The sequence below is a fragment of the Mesorhizobium sp. genome (genome assembly GCF_005063415.1).
In the GTDB taxonomy this organism is placed as follows: Bacteria; Pseudomonadota; Alphaproteobacteria; order Rhizobiales; family Rhizobiaceae; genus Mesorhizobium.
The window spans coordinates 39,040-55,565 of the sequence record NZ_SUEG01000018.1; the positions used below are offsets into that span (position 1 = coordinate 39,040).

General features: G+C 63.6%; 12 protein-coding genes and 2 pseudogenes. 8 read left to right on the forward strand and 6 right to left on the reverse strand.

The annotated features are described in order from the left end of the window. Both E5W70_RS07730 and E5W70_RS07735 read left to right on the forward strand, forming a co-directional pair. Positions 1-214, forward strand: a pseudogene (locus E5W70_RS07730) (PLP-dependent aminotransferase family protein); the annotation flags it as partial. A 193-nt stretch (positions 215-407) separates the two neighbouring features. After that, a complete protein-coding gene (locus E5W70_RS07735; RefSeq protein ID WP_292656075.1) occupies positions 408-1,997 on the forward strand; it encodes a trimethylamine methyltransferase family protein in 1,590 nt (529 codons plus the stop codon). 3 nt (positions 1,998-2,000) lie between these two features. Here E5W70_RS07735 and chrA read toward each other — a convergent pair. From chrA to E5W70_RS07755, 4 genes and pseudogenes are all read right to left on the reverse strand, one after another. After that, positions 2,001-3,387, reverse strand: a pseudogene (gene chrA, locus E5W70_RS07740) (chromate efflux transporter). Continuing rightward, positions 3,384-4,223: a chromate resistance protein ChrB domain-containing protein gene (locus tag E5W70_RS07745; protein ID WP_292656077.1), complete on the reverse strand. Its 840-nt coding sequence runs from the start codon at positions 4,221-4,223 to the stop codon at positions 3,384-3,386. The pseudogene chrA and the gene E5W70_RS07745 overlap by 4 nt, the downstream one beginning before the upstream one ends. Before the next feature lie 271 nt (positions 4,224-4,494). Further along, complete coding sequence (locus tag E5W70_RS07750) at positions 4,495-6,300, reverse strand: IlvD/Edd family dehydratase (protein ID WP_292656080.1); 1,806 nt, start codon at positions 6,298-6,300, stop codon at positions 4,495-4,497. 226 nt (positions 6,301-6,526) lie between these two features. Continuing rightward, a complete protein-coding gene (locus E5W70_RS07755) occupies positions 6,527-7,711 on the reverse strand; it encodes an Mrp/NBP35 family ATP-binding protein (protein WP_292656082.1) in 1,185 nt (394 codons plus the stop codon). 195 nt (positions 7,712-7,906) lie between these two features. Between E5W70_RS07755 and E5W70_RS07760 the strand changes: the two genes are divergently transcribed. Next, complete coding sequence (locus tag E5W70_RS07760; RefSeq protein WP_292656085.1) at positions 7,907-8,284, forward strand: VOC family protein; 378 nt, start codon at positions 7,907-7,909, stop codon at positions 8,282-8,284. Between the two features lie 38 nt (positions 8,285-8,322). Here the strand turns inward: E5W70_RS07760 and E5W70_RS07765 are convergent, their stop codons facing one another. Both E5W70_RS07765 and E5W70_RS07770 read right to left on the reverse strand, forming a co-directional pair. Further along, positions 8,323-9,327, reverse strand: coding sequence for an inorganic phosphate transporter (locus E5W70_RS07765; RefSeq protein ID WP_292656088.1), 1,005 nt, complete (start codon positions 9,325-9,327; stop codon positions 8,323-8,325). Continuing rightward, positions 9,327-9,968, reverse strand: coding sequence for a DUF47 domain-containing protein (locus E5W70_RS07770; RefSeq protein WP_292656090.1), 642 nt, complete (start codon positions 9,966-9,968; stop codon positions 9,327-9,329). The genes E5W70_RS07765 and E5W70_RS07770 overlap by 1 nt, the downstream gene beginning before the upstream one ends. Positions 9,969-10,162: 194 nt before the next feature. Between E5W70_RS07770 and E5W70_RS07775 the strand changes: the two genes are divergently transcribed. The 5 genes from E5W70_RS07775 to E5W70_RS07795 form a co-directional block, all read left to right on the forward strand. Beyond that, the gene (locus E5W70_RS07775; RefSeq protein ID WP_292656092.1) at positions 10,163-11,062 is read left to right on the forward strand and encodes a LysR family transcriptional regulator; all 900 of its coding nucleotides are present in this window, start codon (positions 10,163-10,165) and stop codon (positions 11,060-11,062) included. Positions 11,063-11,195: 133 nt separating this feature from the next. Then, on the forward strand, positions 11,196-11,675 hold the full coding sequence (locus tag E5W70_RS07780) for a formate dehydrogenase subunit gamma (RefSeq protein WP_292656094.1): 480 nt from the start codon (positions 11,196-11,198) through the stop codon (positions 11,673-11,675). Continuing rightward, on the forward strand, positions 11,672-13,228 hold the full coding sequence (locus tag E5W70_RS07785) for an NADH-quinone oxidoreductase subunit NuoF (RefSeq protein WP_292656097.1): 1,557 nt from the start codon (positions 11,672-11,674) through the stop codon (positions 13,226-13,228). Before E5W70_RS07780 ends, E5W70_RS07785 begins: the two co-directional genes overlap by 4 nt. A 12-nt stretch (positions 13,229-13,240) precedes the next feature. Further along, positions 13,241-16,153, forward strand: a complete 2,913-nt coding sequence (gene fdhF / locus E5W70_RS07790; RefSeq protein WP_292656100.1) for a formate dehydrogenase subunit alpha — start codon at positions 13,241-13,243, stop codon at positions 16,151-16,153. Between the two features lie 3 nt (positions 16,154-16,156). Further along, positions 16,157-16,526, forward strand: a 370-nt coding sequence (locus tag E5W70_RS07795; protein WP_292656103.1) for a formate dehydrogenase accessory sulfurtransferase FdhD, incomplete at its 3' end; no start/stop codon positions are given.

Below are 16,526 nucleotides of genomic sequence, written 5' to 3' on the forward strand. Positions count from 1 at the left end.
GCTCGAGGGGCCGCGCGGCACCGATTCGCGCGGGCTGGCGGAGGCCGCGGCCTCGCGCAGCGTCATCATCGAGCCTGGCGACCGCTTCTTCGACCGCACCGAAAAGCCATCGCGTTTCATGCGCTTGGGCATTTCCTCGATCGCGTTGCAGCACATCGAACCCGGCATCCGCGAACTGGCGACGGCAGCTGGACGCAGGCCGGCAGCGGCTTGATCACCCTTCTCCAATCGGAGCCGGCGCATGTGGTGCGGCTCCGGTTCTTTAGCACCTTGGCATATGCGACGGGATCGGCTGGCACATAGGCTGTGCCAATGCCGGCGGCATAGTCGGAGTATATAGGGGACGAAGCAGGCAGATGGTGGACCAACCGCCGCGCCCGCTCCGCAGCTAAAGTTGGAGTGCCTTCATGCCAGTGGCCCATGAGAAGCAGGACGTGTCCGCAGACCAGCGTTCGCGGCGGTCCGGCGGGCGCGAGGCGCGCCGCGCCATGCGGGCGGCACCGCTCGCCGACGACGTCAAGCCGGTGCGCGCTGGCCTCGAAGGCGGAAGCTACAGCCCGCTCAGCGGCAATGATTGCGAACGTATCCACGAGGCCGTGCTTACTCTTCTGGAGACAGTCGGTTTCGCCAACGCCATCCCCTCCTGCATCGAGGCACTGACCAAGGCCGGCGCGACCCTCAGCGAGGACGGCCGCCTGCGCTTTCCCCGCGGTCTCGTGCTCGACACCATCAAGAAAGCGGCACGGCATTTCACCTTGCACGGCCAGGATCCGAAGCATGACATGGTGATCCAGGGCAAGCGCGTGCATTACGGCACGGCTGGTGCTGCGGTGCATCTCGTCGATGTTGAAAAGCGTGAATATCGCGAGTCGCTGCTGCAGGACATTTACGATGCGGCGCGCCTGGTCGAAGGGCTCGACAACATCCATTTCTTCCAGCGGCCGATGGTGCCGCGCGACATTCCCGACCCGCTCGATATGGATTTCAACACGCTCTACGCCTGCGTCATGGGCACGTCGAAGCATGTCGGCACCTCGTTTACCGTGCGTGAGAACGTCAAGCCAGCGCTCGACATGCTCTATGCGATCGCCGGCGGCGAAGAGAATTTTCGCGCCCGGCCTTTCGTCTCCAATTCGAACTGCTTCGTCGTGCCGCCGATGAAGTTTGCCGAGGACGCCTGCGGCGTGCTCGAAGCCTGCGTCGAGGGCGGCATTCCGATCCTGCTGCTGTCGGCAGGCCAGGCGGGTGCGACGGCACCGGCGGCGATTGCCGGCGCCGTGGTGCAGGCGGTCGCCGAAGTGCTCGTCGGCCTCATCTACGTCAACGCCATCAAGCCAGGCCATCCAGCGATTTTCGGCACCTGGCCGTTCGTCTCGGATCTCCGGACCGGCGCCATGTCGGGCGGTTCGGCCGAGCAGGCGGTGCTGACCGCGGCCTGTGCTCAGATGGCGCAATTTTACGACCTGCCGGGCGGTTCGGCCGCCGGCATGACAGATTCGAAACTGCCTGACATTCAGTCCGGCTACGAAAAGGGCATAACCGACGTGATGGCCGGTCTTGCCGGCCTCAACCTGGTTTACGAATCGGCCGGCATGCATGCCTCGCTGCTCGGCTTTTGCCTTGAGAGCCTGATCATCGACAACGACATGCTCGGCCACTGCCTGCGCTGTGTGCGCGGCATCGAAGTGACGGACGAGTCGCTGTCGATCGACACCATTGCCGATGTCTGCCTGAAAGGCCCGGGCCATTATCTCGGCAACGAGCAGACGCTGCGGCTGATGCAGACCGAATATTTCTATCCGGCCGTCGGCGACCGCTTTTCGCCGAAGGAATGGAATGAGAAAGGCAGGCCTGACATCTTGCAGCGGGCGATCATCGAGAAGAAACGCGTGCTTGCCGAATGCTTCCCGCGCCACGTGCCGAAGCCGGTCGACGACAAATTGCGCGCCCGCTTCGGCGATATGATCAAGCTGCCGCGCGGCAGAATGGGCGGCTGATCGTTACCCGCTCACCGCCAGCAACAACACACCGGCCAGCGCCGATCCGGCAAGCGTCGGCAGCATACCGATCTTCAGCTTCAGAATGGCGATCATCGAGGCACAGGAAAGCAGCGCCGCGCGCCAGTCTATCGATGAAAGCACCGGCACGTCCATTCCAAGCCCGACATTGCGCACTTCGCCGAAGATGACGTGCAAGCCAAACCATAGAGCGAGATTCATGATGACGCCGACGACGGCGGCGGTGATCGCACCGAGCGCCGCCGACAGCGCCTTGTTGCCGCGCAGCGCTTCGATGTAAGGCGCGCTAAGGAATATCCATAGGAAACATGGGGTAAACGTCGCCCACAGCGTGAACAGCCCGCCAAACAATCCGGCAAGCAGCGGCGCCAGCAAGCCCGGCTGGCGGAACGCGGCAACGAAGCCGACGAACTGCAAGACCAGGATGAGCGGACCCGGCGTGGTTTCGGCAAGTCCGAGGCCGTCAACCATTTCACCGGGTGCCAGCCAGCCGAAGTACTCGACCGCTGCCTGAGCGACATAGGCAAGGGCTGCGTAGGCACCGCCGAAGGTGACGACCGCCATGACACTGAAGAAGCCACCGATTTGCGTCCAAACGCTGGCAGAGCCGGTGACAGCCCAGACCAGCAGAACAGGCCCCAGCCAGATCGGCAGCCAGATCGCCAAAGTGCGCGGCGCGTGCCATCGTGTCGGCCTGACGTGGGTCAGTTCGCCGCGCTCGAACATCAGATCGACCACGCCCTTTATGTCGGGAACATCGCCCTTGCCATGCGAAGCGCCGGAAAAAAATGCCGGCGCACTACGGTTGCCGATCCAGCCTGCCAGGCCGGCAAGCAGCACGATCAGCGGAAACGGCACGTTCAACACGTAGATAGCGATGAAGGCGGCGTGCGATCGACACCATGACCGGGTTTTTCAGCGCGCGTCTGCCGATCCGGATCACCGCCTCGATGACAATGGCTGAGCACGGTCGCCTTGACCCCGAAAAACAGCGCCGCGACGAGTGGTACATCGCCATAGAGCGCATAGAGGCTGCTCAGGACGAACATGACAAGCGCGCCCGGCACGACGAAGAGAATGCCGGCAACAAGGCCGCCGACCGTTTTGTGCAGCAACCAGCCGATATAGATGGCGAGTTGCTGGGCCTCGGGGCCAGGCAGCAGCATGCAGTAGTTCAACGCATGCAGGAAGCGCTGTTCGCCGATCCAGCGCCGTTCCTCGACCAGTTCCTTGTGCATGAGCGCGATCTGCCCCGCCGGGCGCCAAAGCTGAGCACCCCAATTTTGGCCCAGACCTTCACGGCCTGCCGGAAGCTCGGCACCACCGGCTCCTGGATCTCCGCCGGCTTTTTCGAAAGGACGGCGCTCACGATGGTTTGCCCGCGCCGAGACTGACTGCGCCTGCGACCGGCCAGTTATGCGTCTCCTCGGTGGCATCGCGGCACCAGCGGAAGAACGCATCGTAAAGCAGCATGCCGGCCTCGAGCTGCTCCAGATCGTCGCGAAACATCCGTGACAGGCCAAGCGAGGCGGCCAGGAACCCGGCCGCCTGTGGAACAAGGTCGAGGCTCGCAGTATCGGCAGCGCGTATGATCGTGGCCAGGCGATCGAGCGCTTCGGATTTAAGCCCGAACTCCTCGATCATGGTGTCGAAGGTGCAGCGTTCGCCGCGGTGGCTCCAGAACACGTTCTCGATGTCGAAAGGCACGGCCTGAAAGCGATCGGCGACCGCCGCCACTTCGGCCGGCTCGACGAAGAGAAAGACCGCGTGAGGATCGATGAAGCGCCGGATCAGCCAGGGGCAGGCGATGCGATCGACCTTCGGGCGCGTACGCGTCACCCAAACGGTGCGGCCCTTGGCATCGGCGGGCGGTATTTTGTCGGCGTGAACGAGAAGGCCCTTGGCATCGCGCCATGCTTCAAACCCGCCGTCGAGCGATTCGGCGGCAATGCCCTCCTGCCGCAGCCATGCGGCCACGCCTTGCGAGAGCTTTTTTCCCTGCTGGCAGACGACTGTCACTTGCCTGCCAGCGAAGTCGGCAGCCCAGTTCGAGACAGTCCTGAAATCACGCCGATCCGACCCCGGCAGCAGTCGCGGGTCGGCGTTGTAGTCATCATCGATGCGGACGTCGATGATCGCGGGTGCACCCGGCAGCCCAATCAGACGGGACAGTTGCGATACAGTGATAGCGGTTGTTGACGGCATGGCGTCCACCTCCTTGAAAGAGAAGCTTGGACGCGAACGTTGGGCTGACGCCTCACGGGGTCGTCGCGATGCACCCCTTGCGATGATCGTGGATTTGTCACGCCCGCTTGTCAAGCATTTGTCCCTGCTGTCGCAGGGCAATCGCTTTTGACAAATGACCGCATCCAACTCTGTGGCGGGCATTTCTCCCCGTTAGCGGGCTGTTAACGGGGAGAAATGAGGTGACCGCAAAATTGGCGACCTGACGGCTGGCTCGTGCGACGGACCCTGGTCAGTGATTGTCCCTCGGCACGCCGCTTGTATGTGCCACATCCTGGTATTTCACCGCCGGCTTCAGCACCATGCCTTCGGAAAACTGGTCGACCATGCCGCGCTGGATTTCCTGCCAGGGCGTCTGGTGCTTCGGATAGTGATAGCCGCCATTGTTTTGCAGCTCGGCGCGGCGCCGCGTGATCTCGTCGTCGCTGACGAGGATGTCGGCGGTACCCTTGCGCAGGTCGATGCGGACGCGGTCGCCGGTCTTCAGCAGCGCCAGGCCGCCGCCGATGGCGGCTTCCGGCGAGGCGTTGAGGATCGATGGCGAGCCCGACGTGCCCGACTGGCGACCGTCGCCGATACAGGCCAGCGCGTGGATGCCCTTTTTGATCAGATAGGCAGGCGGCTGCATGTTGACGACTTCGGCGCCTCCGGGATAGCCGATCGGGCCGGCGCCACGCATGAACAGGATAGTGTGCTCGTCGATGCCCTGTGCCGGGTCGTCGATGCGGGCGTGATAGTCCTCGGGGCCGTCGAAGACCATGGCGTTGCCCTCGAACGCTTCGGGGTCCTTCGGGTTCGACAGATAGCGCTCGCGGAATTCGGGCGAGATGCCGCTGGTCTTCATGATCGCCGAATCGAACAGATTGCCCTTGAGGTTGATGAAGCCGGCATTGGCTTTCAGCGGCTCGGCAACCGTGCGGATGACGTCGAGGTTCTCGTTGGCGGCGCCGCTGCAATTGTCGCCGATGGTCTTGCCGTTAGCTGTCATGGCTTCCGGATAGGGCAGCAGGCCGCCCTTCATCAGTTCGGCGACCACGGCCGGCACGCCGCCGGCATGGTGATAGTCCTCGCCGAGATATTCGCCCGTCGGCTGCAGATTGACGATGAGCGGTATGTTGAGGCCGACCTTCTGCCAATCGTCATTGTCGAGCGGCACGCCGAGATGGCGGGCGATGGCGTTGAGGTGGATCGGCGCATTGGTCGAGCCGCCGATCGCCGAGTTGACGACGATGGCGTTCTCGAAGGCCTTACGGGTCATGATGTCGGAGGGCTTCAGATCCTCATGCACCATGTCGACGATGCTCTTTCCGGTCTCGTAGGCGATCTGGCCGCGTTCGCGATAGGGGGCGGGGATAGCGGCCGAGCCCGGCAATTGCATGCCGAGCGCCTCGGCCAGCGAATTCATCGTGGTGGCGGTGCCCATCGTATTGCAATAGCCGGTCGACGGCGCCGAGGAGGCTACGATGTCCATGAACTCGTCATAGCCAATCTCGCCGGCCGACAGGCGCTGGCGCGATTCCCAGACGATGGTGCCGGAGCCGGTGCGCTTGCCCTTGTGCCAGCCGTTGAGCATCGGGCCGACCGAAAGCGCGATAGCCGGAATGTTGACGGTGGCCGCGGCCATCAGCATGGCCGGCGTCGTCTTGTCGCAGCCGATGGTGAGCACCACGCCGTCGAGCGGATAGCCGTAGAGCACCTCTACCAGGCTGAGATAGGCAAGGTTGCGGTCAAGTGCAGCAGTCGGCCGCTTGCCGGTTTCCTGGATTGGGTGGCAAGGAAACTCGAAAGGAATGCCACCCATCGAGACGATGCCTTCGCGCACGCGCTTGGCCAGTTCGATGTGATGGCGATTGCAGGGCGACAGGTCCGAGCCGGTCTGGGCGATGCCGATCAGCGGCTTGCCGGACATCAATTCGGCCCGCGTCAGCCCGTAGTTCAGGTAGCGTTCCAGATAGAGTGCCGTCATGCCCGGATTGTCGGGATTGTCGAACCACTCCTGCGAGCGAAATTTTTTCTTGTGAGTGGGGGCGCCTGCCATCGTGGTCTCCGTATTTGTATGACAAATCGATATGACAACGCGCGGGAGCAGGCAAGGGGCACGCGCCATCCGAATCCGCTCTTTGGTACGAAAGACATACATCTGCCTGCACGCTAGACGGATTGGCGTTTGCCAGTCCGCTATCCCAGAAAAGTTGGAGCGTGTCGCCGCGGACGCCACCCGGCCCTTCGGGCCACCCTGCCCTCAAGGGGGAGGAATATCCGCATCACTCGAACACGATGCTCGGCACTGCAGCCTCGGCCGCGCCGCGCTCTTCATTGACGCGGTGCCAGACCTTGGCGGCGATGTCGCGATAGATTTTCGCCTCGGCGCTATCGGGCTTCGAGACCACCACCGGCGTGCCGGCATCGGAGCTTTCGCGGATGCCCATCTCGAGCGGCACTTCACCAAGGAAGGTGACGCCGAGACGCTCGGCCTCGCGGCGCGCGCCGCCATGGCCGAAGATGTCGTAGCGTTTTCCCGTATCGGGGGCGAGAAAATAGCTCATATTTTCGACGATACCCAATAGCGGCACGTCGACCTTTCTGAACATGTTGAGGCCTTTGCGCGCATCGATCAGGGCCAGGTCCTGTGGCGTCGAGACGATGACGGCGCCGGCCAGCGGCACCTGTTGGGCCATGGTCAGTTGGGCGTCGCCGGTGCCGGGCGGCATGTCGACGACGAGCACGTCGAGCGGTCCCCATTCGACCTCGCGCAGCATCTGCGTCAATGCCGACATCACCATCGGCCCGCGCCAGATCATCGGCGTCTCCTCATCGACGAGGAAGCCCATCGACATGACCTTGAGGCCATAATTCTGCATCGGTTTCAGGATCTTGCCGTCGACGGTCTGCGGCCTGCCACGAATGTTGAGCAGACGCGGCATGGAGGGGCCATAAATATCGGCATCGAGCACGCCGACCCGCAGCCCGTTGGCGGCAAGCCCAAGGGCGATATTGACGGCGGTAGTCGACTTGCCGACGCCGCCCTTGCCGGAAGCAACAGCGATGATCGCCTCGATGCCGGGTACGCCGCGCTTGCCCTGGCTGTGTGAGGCCGGCGCCTGGGGCATGGGACGCGCAGGTGCGGCCGGTGGAGCGGGCCTCTGAGCCGGTCTTTGCGGAACCGGGGCCTCCATGCCGCCGCCCTTCTTTTCCGCCGTCAGCGCGACCACGGCGCCGGCGACACCGGGGATCGCCTTGACGACACGTTCGGCGGCCGCGCGCAGCGGCTCCATCTCCTGGGCACGGGCAGCGGGAACGGTGATCGAGAAGAACACCTTGGCATCGGCAATGAAAATCTCGGACACCAGGCCGAGGTCGACGATATTGCCGGTGAAATCCGGCCCATTGACCGTTTTCAGGCGCTCGATAACGATTTCCTTGGTCACGTTTTCATGGGCGGCGGGCATGAATTTTTCCTCTACTTTTCCGCTCCAGATAATGCAGTTCCGGAACAGAACCAAGCGATGGACCAACAGTTGCAGCGGCGTACCCGGGAGGCAGCGAGCATATGACGGCATTTCCAGTGGGAGTAGCCGTCGCCAAATCGTCAACGCAGCCTATTTCAATGGACATGGAATGACCGTCAGGGAAGGAGACGAATCATGCTCGCAAACAGCAACGCAACGGCCAATCTCGCTGTGAAGGACCTGGCCAAGGCCAGGGCATTCTACGAAGGGGTCCTCGGCCTGAAAGAGGTGCACAATGAAGGTGGCGAACTGATCGTCTATGAAAGCGGCGATACCGCCATCAACGTGTACCGTTCGAACTTCGCTGGGACCAACAAGGCGACGGCTGTGACCTGGACGGTCGGCGATGAACTCGGCAAGATCGTCGAGGCATTGAAATCGAAGGGCGTGACCTTCGAGCATTACGACATGCCAGGCCTGACGCTGGAGGGTGACGTTCATGTCGGTCAGGGCGTGAAGATCGCATGGTTCAAGGATCCGGACGGCAACATCCTGAACCTTGTGGATAGGTAGATACGGCGCATCGCCTGCCGCGCAGTGCTACGGTGCTGTCACCATGCCAGGCCGACCGCGAGGTAGGTGAGAGCCGCGATCGCCGCGGTTGCCGGCAGGGTGACGATCCATGCCACCACGATGTTACCGGCAATGCCCCAGCGAACGGCGGAGACGCGGCGGGCGGCGCCGACGCCGATGATGGCGCCGGTGATCGTGTGCGTAGTCGATACCGGAATACCGAGCCAGGTGGCGGCGAACAGGGTGATCGCACCGCCGGTCTCGGCGCAGAAACCCTGCATCGGGTTCAGCCGGGTGATCTTCGAGCCCATTGTGTGGACGATGCGCCAACCGCCGAGCAATGTGCCCAGCGCCAGCGCCGACTGACAGGTGATGACGACCCACAGCGGCACGTAAAAATTCGCGCCGAGCATGCCTTGCGAATAGAGGAGCACGGCGATGATGCCCATCGTCTTCTGCGCGTCGTTGCCGCCATGGCCGAGCGAATAGAGCGAGGCGGAAAAGAACTGCATGACGCGGAAGGTGCTGTCGACTGCGAACGGTGTCTGCCGCACGAACAGCCAGGACACCGCAAGGATCAAGACGAGCGCCAGCAGAAATCCCGCCGCCGGCGATAGCACGATGGCTGCCGTGGTCTTGCCCAATCCGGCCCAGACGATAGCGGCGGTGCCTGCCTTGGCAACGCCGGCGCCGACCAAACCGCCGATCAGTGCGTGTGAGCTGCTGGACGGGATGCCGACGAGCCAGGTGACGATGTTCCAGACGATGGCGCCGACAAGTGCTGCGAAGATCACTGCCGGCGTGACGATGCTGGCGTCGATGATGCCGGTTCCCAGCGTCTCCGCCACGTGGAGACCGAAGAACATGAAGGCGATGAAATTGAAGAAGGCCGCCCAGAACACCGCATAATGCGGCCGCAGCACCCGGGTGGAGACGATGGTGGCGATGGAGTTGGCGGCATCGTGCAGGCCGTTAAGGAAATCGAAGAACAGCGCGACGACGACAAGGCCGACCAGCACAGGAAAGGCTATTGCGGCTTCCACTAGACGTTCTCGATGACGATGCCGCTGATTTCGTTGGCGACGTCCTCGAAGCGATCGACCACCTTTTCCAGCTCGCCGTAGATCTCGCTGCCGATCAGATAGGCCATCGGATCGCTGCGGCCGTGCCGCTTGAACAGGTCCTTCAGGCCCTGCTCGTGCAGGTCGTCGGCCCGGCCTTCCGCGCGCATGACCTCCTCGGCGATGGCGTTGAGGCGCACCGTATGCGCCCCGACCTCGCCGAGCAGCGGGATCGCCTCGGCCACCAACTTGGCGGCCTCGACGATGACGCCCCCCATTTCCTGCATCAGCGGGTCGAATTCCTTCTTTTCGAACAGCCTTACCGTCTTGACGGTCTTGTGCATCATGTCGATGGCATCATCCATCGACTGGATCAGGTCCTTGATGTCGCCGCGGTCGAAGGGCGTGATAAAGGAGCGGCGCACGGCCAGCAGCACTTCCGCGGTGATCCGATCGGCTTCGTCCTCGAGATCGATGATCGTCTGACCCCAGCGGTCGATGTCGTTGCCCTGCAAAAGCTGCTGCAGTGCCTCGGCGCCAGCGACCACGGTGCGGGAATGCCGCTCGAACAGGTCGAAGAAGCGATCTTCGCGCGGCAAAAGCTTGCGGAACCAGCCCAGCATGTTCGGTCTCCCGTCGTGTCCAGTCCACGACCCCCGTCTCATCCACATAGCGCCGCATTCCATCGCGGGAAACAGTAAGCCGGCTGAAAGATGCGGATGCGGACGATTTACACAGGCGGCTTGCAGCCGAAGGCGATTTCCCCGACCTTGCGCGCTATGATCGGACACAGCGTCCGTGACAGGCTTCCGACGGCATGATCGACAAGCTGGAATTCTTCATAGCACTTGCCAGGGAAGAACATTTCGGCCGGGCGGCCGAGGTGTGCGGCGTCACCCAACCGACGCTTTCGGCCGGCATCAAGCAGCTGGAGGGCCAGCTCGGCGTGATGCTGGTGCTGCGCGGCTCCCGCTTCCAGGGGCTGACGCCGGAAGGCAAGCAGGTGCTGGTGTGGGCGCGCCGCATCGTCGGCGATAGCAGGACCATGCGCGAGGAGATGCGGGCGGCACGCCACGGCTTGTCAGGGCGCATCCGTATCGCGGCGATCCCGACGGCGCTGGCCATGGTGGCGCGATTGACGACGCCGTTCCGGGCAAAGCATCCCGGCGTCACCTTCTCGGTGCTGTCGCGGACCTCGATCGAGGTGCTGTCGCTGCTCGGCAATTTCGACATTGACGCCGGCATCACCTATCTCGACAACGAGCCGCTCGGACGCGTCACCAGCGTGCCGCTCTACGACGAGCGCTACCAGCTGATCACCGCCGTCGGGAACCCCTATTTCGACCGCGACAAAGTGACATGGGCGGAACTCAGCCAGCTGCCGCTCTGCCTGCTGACGCCGGACATGCAGAACCGCCGCATCATCGACCAGCATCTGGCCGAAGCCGGCGTGCAGGTGCGGCCGACTTTGGAATCCAACTCGATGATCGTGCTGTTTTCGCATATCCGCACCGGCAAATGGTCGTCCATCATGCCACTTAACCTTGCGGAAACGTTCGGCTTTTCCGAGCCGATCCGGGCGGTTCCCATCGTCGAGCCGGATGCCAGCCACACCGTCGGGCTGGTGGCCGCGCCGCGCGAACCGCACACGCCACTGGTCTCGGCGCTGTTGGACGAGGCAATGGCGCTGGCGGACGATTTCCGCGCCCGCCGCTAGGCTAGACAATGCTGGTGAACGAGATCGATAGAAAATTTCTATCGAGCAACGGATCGGCTTTATTGATTTGGCGGGTTTCCTCTGATTTCCTAAGCACTTAGCGGAAGACCGCCACGACCAGGGAGGGCGCTGCATGACGATGCAGCCTGCAAGTACCGAGATCGCATCGCGCACGGCGGCGATCATCCAGGAGCTGAAAGGCCTCGAAGGCCCGCTGTTGCCGATCCTGCACGGCATACAGGAAGAGTTCGGCTATGTACCGCAGGACGCGCTGCCGGTCATCGCCGAGGCGCTGAACATCTCCAGGGCCGAGGTGCATGGCGTCGTCACCTTCTATCACGATTACCGCAGCCAACCGGCCGGCAGGCATGTGCTGAAGCTCTGCCAGGCGGAAGCCTGCCAGTCGATGGGTTCGGATGCGATTGCCGCCAAGCTCAAATCATTGCTGGGCATCGGTTTCCACGAGACAACCCGCGACGGTTCGGTGACGCTGGAGCCGGTCTATTGCCTCGGCCTTTGCGCCTGCTCGCCGTCGGCGATGCTGGACGGCGAGGTGATCGGGCGGCTCGACGACGAAAAGCTCAATGAAATCGTTGCCGAGGTGCGCTCATGATCCCGCGTATCTATATTCCGGGCGATTCCGGCGCGCTGGCGCTCGGCGCGGAAAAGGTCGCCAAGGCGATTCGGGCGGAATTGGCCGAGCGTGGCATCGAGGCCAAGATCGTGCGCAACGGCTCGCGCGGCGCCTATTTCCTCGAGCCGATGGTCGAAGTGGCAACAGCTAATGGCCGCGTCGCCTACGGGCCGGTGAAGCCCTCCGACGTCAAAAGCCTGTTCGACTGCGGCTTCCTCACCGGCGGCCATCACAAGCGCTGGCTGGGTGCGCCCGACAAGATCCCGTTCCTGGCCAGGCAGACGCGGCTGACCTTTGCGCGCTGCGGCGTCACCGATCCGCTGTCGCTCGATCACTACAAGGCGCATGGCGGCCTGAAGGGCCTGCAGAATGCAGTGGCGATAACGCCGGCGGACATCGTCAAACAGGTGACCGAGTCCGGGCTGCGCGGTCGTGGCGGCGCCGGCTTCCCGACCGGCATCAAGTGGAAGACGGTGCTCGATACGTCGGCCGACCGCAAATACATCGTCTGCAATGCCGATGAAGGCGATTCCGGCACGTTCGCCGACCGCATGATCATGGAAGGCGACCCCTTCGTGCTGATCGAAGGAATGGCGATCGCCGGCATCGCCACCGGCGCGACCAAGGGCTTCATCTATATCCGCTCCGAATACCCGCATGCGGTGGCGGTGATGCAGAAGGCCGTCGAGATCGCCCGCAAGGCCGGCGTGCTCGGCGTCAATGTGCTCGGCTCGCCCAATTCATTCGACATGGAAGTCCGCGTCGGCGCCGGCGCCTATGTCTGCGGCGAGGAGACCGCTCTGCTCGACAGCCTCGAAGGCAAGCGCGGACAGGTGCGGGCCAAGCCGCCGCTGCCGGCGCACAAGGGCCTGTTCGGCAAGCCAACGGTAATCAACAACGTCATCTCGCTGGCCTCGGTGCCGGTGATCATGGACAAGGGCGCCGCCTTCTACAAGGATTTCGGGACGGGCCGTTCGCGCGGCACCATCCCGATCCAGATTGCCGGCAACGTGAAGTATCCCGGTCTCTACGAGGCCGCATTCGGCATGACGTTAGGTGAGATTGTCGACGAGATCGGCGGCGGCACGGCGACCGGGCGTCCGGTCAAGGCGGTGCAAGTGGGTGGCCCGCTCGGCGCCTATTTCCCGCGCGCCCTGTTCGACACGCCGTTCGACTACGAGGCGTTTGCCGCCAAGGACGGGCTGATCGGCCATGCCGGCATCGTCGTTTTCGACGACAGCGCCGACATGCTGAAGCAGGCACGCTTTGCCATGGAATTCTGCGCTATCGAAAGCTGCGGCAAGTGCACGCCGTGCCGCATCGGCTCGACGCGCGGCGTCGAGGTGCTGGACCGGCTCGCCCAGAACGTCGAACCGGAAAAGCAGATCGCGCTGGTCACCGACCTTTGCAACACGATGAAGTTCGGCTCGCTTTGCGCTCTCGGCGGCTTCACCCCATATCCAGTGATGAGTGCACTCAACCATTTCCCGGACGACTTTCGGCCGACGCCGGTCGCCGAAGCAGCGGAATAGGAGCGGACAGGCATGAACGCGGCATTCGACATCAAATCGCTGGTCCAGGAAATCGACTACGGCACACCCGCTTCGGAAGCGGAACAGCAGGTGACGCTGACCGTCGACGGCAAGTCGGTGACGGTGCCGGCGGGGACCTCTATCATGCGCGCTTCGATGGAAGCGGGCGTCGAAATCCCGAAATTGTGCGCGACCGACATGCTGGACTCGTTTGGCTCCTGCCGGGTCTGCCTCGTCGAGATCGACGGGCGCGGCGGCACGCCGGCCTCTTGCACGACGCCGGTCGGCGACGGCATGGTCGTGCATACACAGAGCGACCGGCTAGACGCCATCCGCCGCGGCGTGATGGAACTCTATGTCTCCGACCACCCGGCGGCGTGGGGCGAGAAGGCCGGCACCGGCGCCAGCGAGTTCGACAAGGTCGCCAGGACGGTCGGCCTGACCGAGAACCGCTATGGTGTGGACGGCCGCAACCACGTCAAACAAGAAAACGGCGTGGCGCCCGGCCATGGCTCGCTGACCATCGACTACATCGCCCGCGATGAATCGAACCCCTATTTCACCTATGATCCGGCGCAATGCATCGTCTGCTCGCGCTGCGTGCGCGCCTGCGAGGAGGTGCAAGGCACGTTCGCGCTGACCATCGAGGGCCGCGGCTTCGAATCCAGGGTCTCGGCCGGCATGCACGAGGCGTTCGTCGATTCCGAATGCGTGTCGTGCGGGGCCTGTGTGCAGGCCTGCCCGACCGATGCGCTGAGGGAAAAGACCGTGCTGGCGAAAGGCGTGCCCGAGCGCTCGACCGTCACCACCTGCGCCTATTGCGGCGTCGGCTGTTCGTTCAAGGCCGAGGTCAAGGGCGACGAGGTCATCCGCATGATGCCCTACAAGGCAGGCAAGGCCAACCACGGCCACTCCTGCGTCAAGGGCCGCTTCGCCTATGGCTACGCGACGCATAAGGACCGGATCCTGAAGCCGATGATCCGCGAGCGGGTCAGCGACCCGTGGCGCGAAGTGTCATGGGAAGAGGCTCTCACCCATACGGCGAACGAATTCCGCCGCATCCAATACCAGTACGGCCGCACCTCGATCGGCGGCATCACCTCGTCGCGCTGCACCAACGAGGAGACCTACCTCGTCCAGAAGCTGGTCCGGCAGGGCTTCCGCAACAATAATGTCGATACCTGCGCCCGCGTCTGCCATTCGCCGACCGGCTATGGCCTCGGCCAGACCTTCGGCACCTCCGCCGGCACGCAGGATTTCGATTCGATCGAGCAGACGGATGTCATCCTGCTGATCGGCGCCAATCCAACCGATGCGCATCCGGTGTTCGCCTCGCGCATGAAAAAGCGCATGCGCCAGGGCGCCAAGCTGATCGTGCTCGATCCGCGCCGCACCGACATTGTGCGCTCGGCCCATGTCGAAGCGCAGTTCCATCTGCCGCTGAAGCCGGGCACCAACGTCGCCATGCTGACAGCGCTCGCCCATGTCATCGTCACCGAAGGCCTGTTCGACGAGGCTTTCATCCGCGAGCGCTGCGACTGGGACGAGTTCCAGGACTGGGCATCGTTCGTGGCCCTGCCGGAAAACAGCCCGGAGGTCGTCGGCCAGCTTGCCAATGTCGATCCCGACGACATACGCGGTGCAGCCCGGCTCTATGCCCGCGGCGGCAACGGCGCGATCTATTACGGCCTCGGCGTGACCGAGCACAGCCAGGGCTCGACCACCGTCATCGCCATTGCCAACCTCGCCATGGCGACCGGCAATATCGGCCGGCCGGGCGTCGGCGTGAACCCGCTGCGCGGCCAGAACAATGTGCAGGGCTCCTGCGACATGGGTTCGTTCCCGCACGAGCTTCCCGGCTATCGCCACATTTCAGGCGACGCGGTGCGCGCGATCTATGAGAGCCTGTGGGGCGTCAAGCTCGACGACGAGCCCGGCCTGCGCATCCCCAATATGCTGGATGCCGCCGTCGACGGCTCATTCAAGGGGCTCTATGTGCAGGGCGAGGACATCCTTCAGTCGGACCCCGACACCAAGCATGTCGCGGCGGGTCTCGCCGCGATGGAATGCGTCGTCGTGCACGACCTCTTCCTCAACGAGACGGCCAACTACGCGCATGTCTTCCTGCCCGGCTCGACCTTCCTCGAGAAGGACGGCACCTTCACCAATGCCGAGCGCCGCATCAATATGGTGCGCAAGGTGATGGAGCCGAAATGCGGCTATGCTGACTGGGAAACGACGCAGAAACTCGCCCAGGAACTCGGCCTCGACTGGAATTATACGCATCCCTCCGAGATCATGGACGAGATCGCCAAGACAACGCCGAGTTTCGCCGGCGTTTCCTTCGATCTTCTCGACCGGGTGGGCTCCGTGCAGTGGCCCTGCAACGAGAAGTCGCCGGAAGGCACGCCGATCATGCATATCGGCGGCTTCGTGCGCGGCAAGGGCAAGTTCATCCGCACCGAATACGTGGCGACCGATGAAAGGACCGGACCGCGCTTCCCGCTGCTGCTGACCACCGGCCGCATCCTGTCGCAATACAATGTCGGCGCGCAGACCCGGCGCACCGACAACGTGGTCTGGCACAGCGAGGACCGGCTGGAGATCCATCCGCACGATGCCGAAAATCGCGGCCTGCGCGACGGCGACTGGGTGCGGCTGACCAGCCGCTCGGGCGAGACGACGCTGCGCGCGCTGATCACCGAGCGGGTGTCGCCGGGCGTCGTCTATACGACCTTCCACCATCCCGACACCCAGGCCAACGTCATCACCACCGACTTCTCCGACTGGGCGACCAACTGCCCGGAATACAAGGTGACCGCGGTGCAGGTGGGCGCATCCAACGGCCCGTCGGAATGGCAGCGCGACTATGACGAGCAGGCGAAGCAAAGCCGCCGCATCGCGAAGTTGGAAGCGGCGGAGTAGTCCTTGACCGCGCGCCGCAAAGCCATTGCGCAGATCAGCCGTCTCGCGCGCCGCGCCGGCGGCACCGCGGCCGCCAACCGCATGGTGCCGGAAGAGACGCCGGTGGCGTTCTCCTTTGCCGGCACCACGCATGCGGTGATGATGGCAAGCCCGGCTGATTTCGCGGATTTCGCGCTCGGCTTCTCGCTGACCGAAGGCATCATTGCCTCGCCAGACGAAATCGAAGCCATCGAGGTCGAGGATCACGGCGCCGGCATCGATATCCAGATCAGGCTGAAGGACCAGGCCAACACCCGCTTCGAGGCGCGTCGCAGACGGCTGGCCGGCCCGGTCGGCTGCGGGCTGTGCGGCATCGAATCGATCGAGGAAGCAA

Excerpts from the sequence above, each read along its gene's own strand:
- E5W70_RS07735 (WP_292656075.1), top strand. The coding sequence starts at position 408 with ATGCCAGTGGCCCATGAGAAGCAGGACGTGTCCGCAGACCAGCGTTCG.
- E5W70_RS07745 (WP_292656077.1), bottom strand. The coding sequence starts at position 4,223 with ATGCCGTCAACAACCGCTATCACTGTATCGCAACTGTCCCGTCTGATT.
- E5W70_RS07750 (WP_292656080.1), bottom strand. The coding sequence starts at position 6,300 with ATGGCAGGCGCCCCCACTCACAAGAAAAAATTTCGCTCGCAGGAGTGG.
- E5W70_RS07755 (WP_292656082.1), bottom strand. The coding sequence starts at position 7,711 with ATGCCCGCCGCCCATGAAAACGTGACCAAGGAAATCGTTATCGAGCGC.
- E5W70_RS07760 (WP_292656085.1), top strand. The coding sequence starts at position 7,907 with ATGCTCGCAAACAGCAACGCAACGGCCAATCTCGCTGTGAAGGACCTG.
- E5W70_RS07770 (WP_292656090.1), bottom strand. The coding sequence starts at position 9,968 with ATGCTGGGCTGGTTCCGCAAGCTTTTGCCGCGCGAAGATCGCTTCTTC.
- E5W70_RS07775 (WP_292656092.1), top strand. The coding sequence starts at position 10,163 with ATGATCGACAAGCTGGAATTCTTCATAGCACTTGCCAGGGAAGAACAT.
- E5W70_RS07780 (WP_292656094.1), top strand. The coding sequence starts at position 11,196 with ATGACGATGCAGCCTGCAAGTACCGAGATCGCATCGCGCACGGCGGCG.
- E5W70_RS07785 (WP_292656097.1), top strand. The coding sequence starts at position 11,672 with ATGATCCCGCGTATCTATATTCCGGGCGATTCCGGCGCGCTGGCGCTC.
- fdhF (WP_292656100.1), top strand. The coding sequence starts at position 13,241 with ATGAACGCGGCATTCGACATCAAATCGCTGGTCCAGGAAATCGACTAC.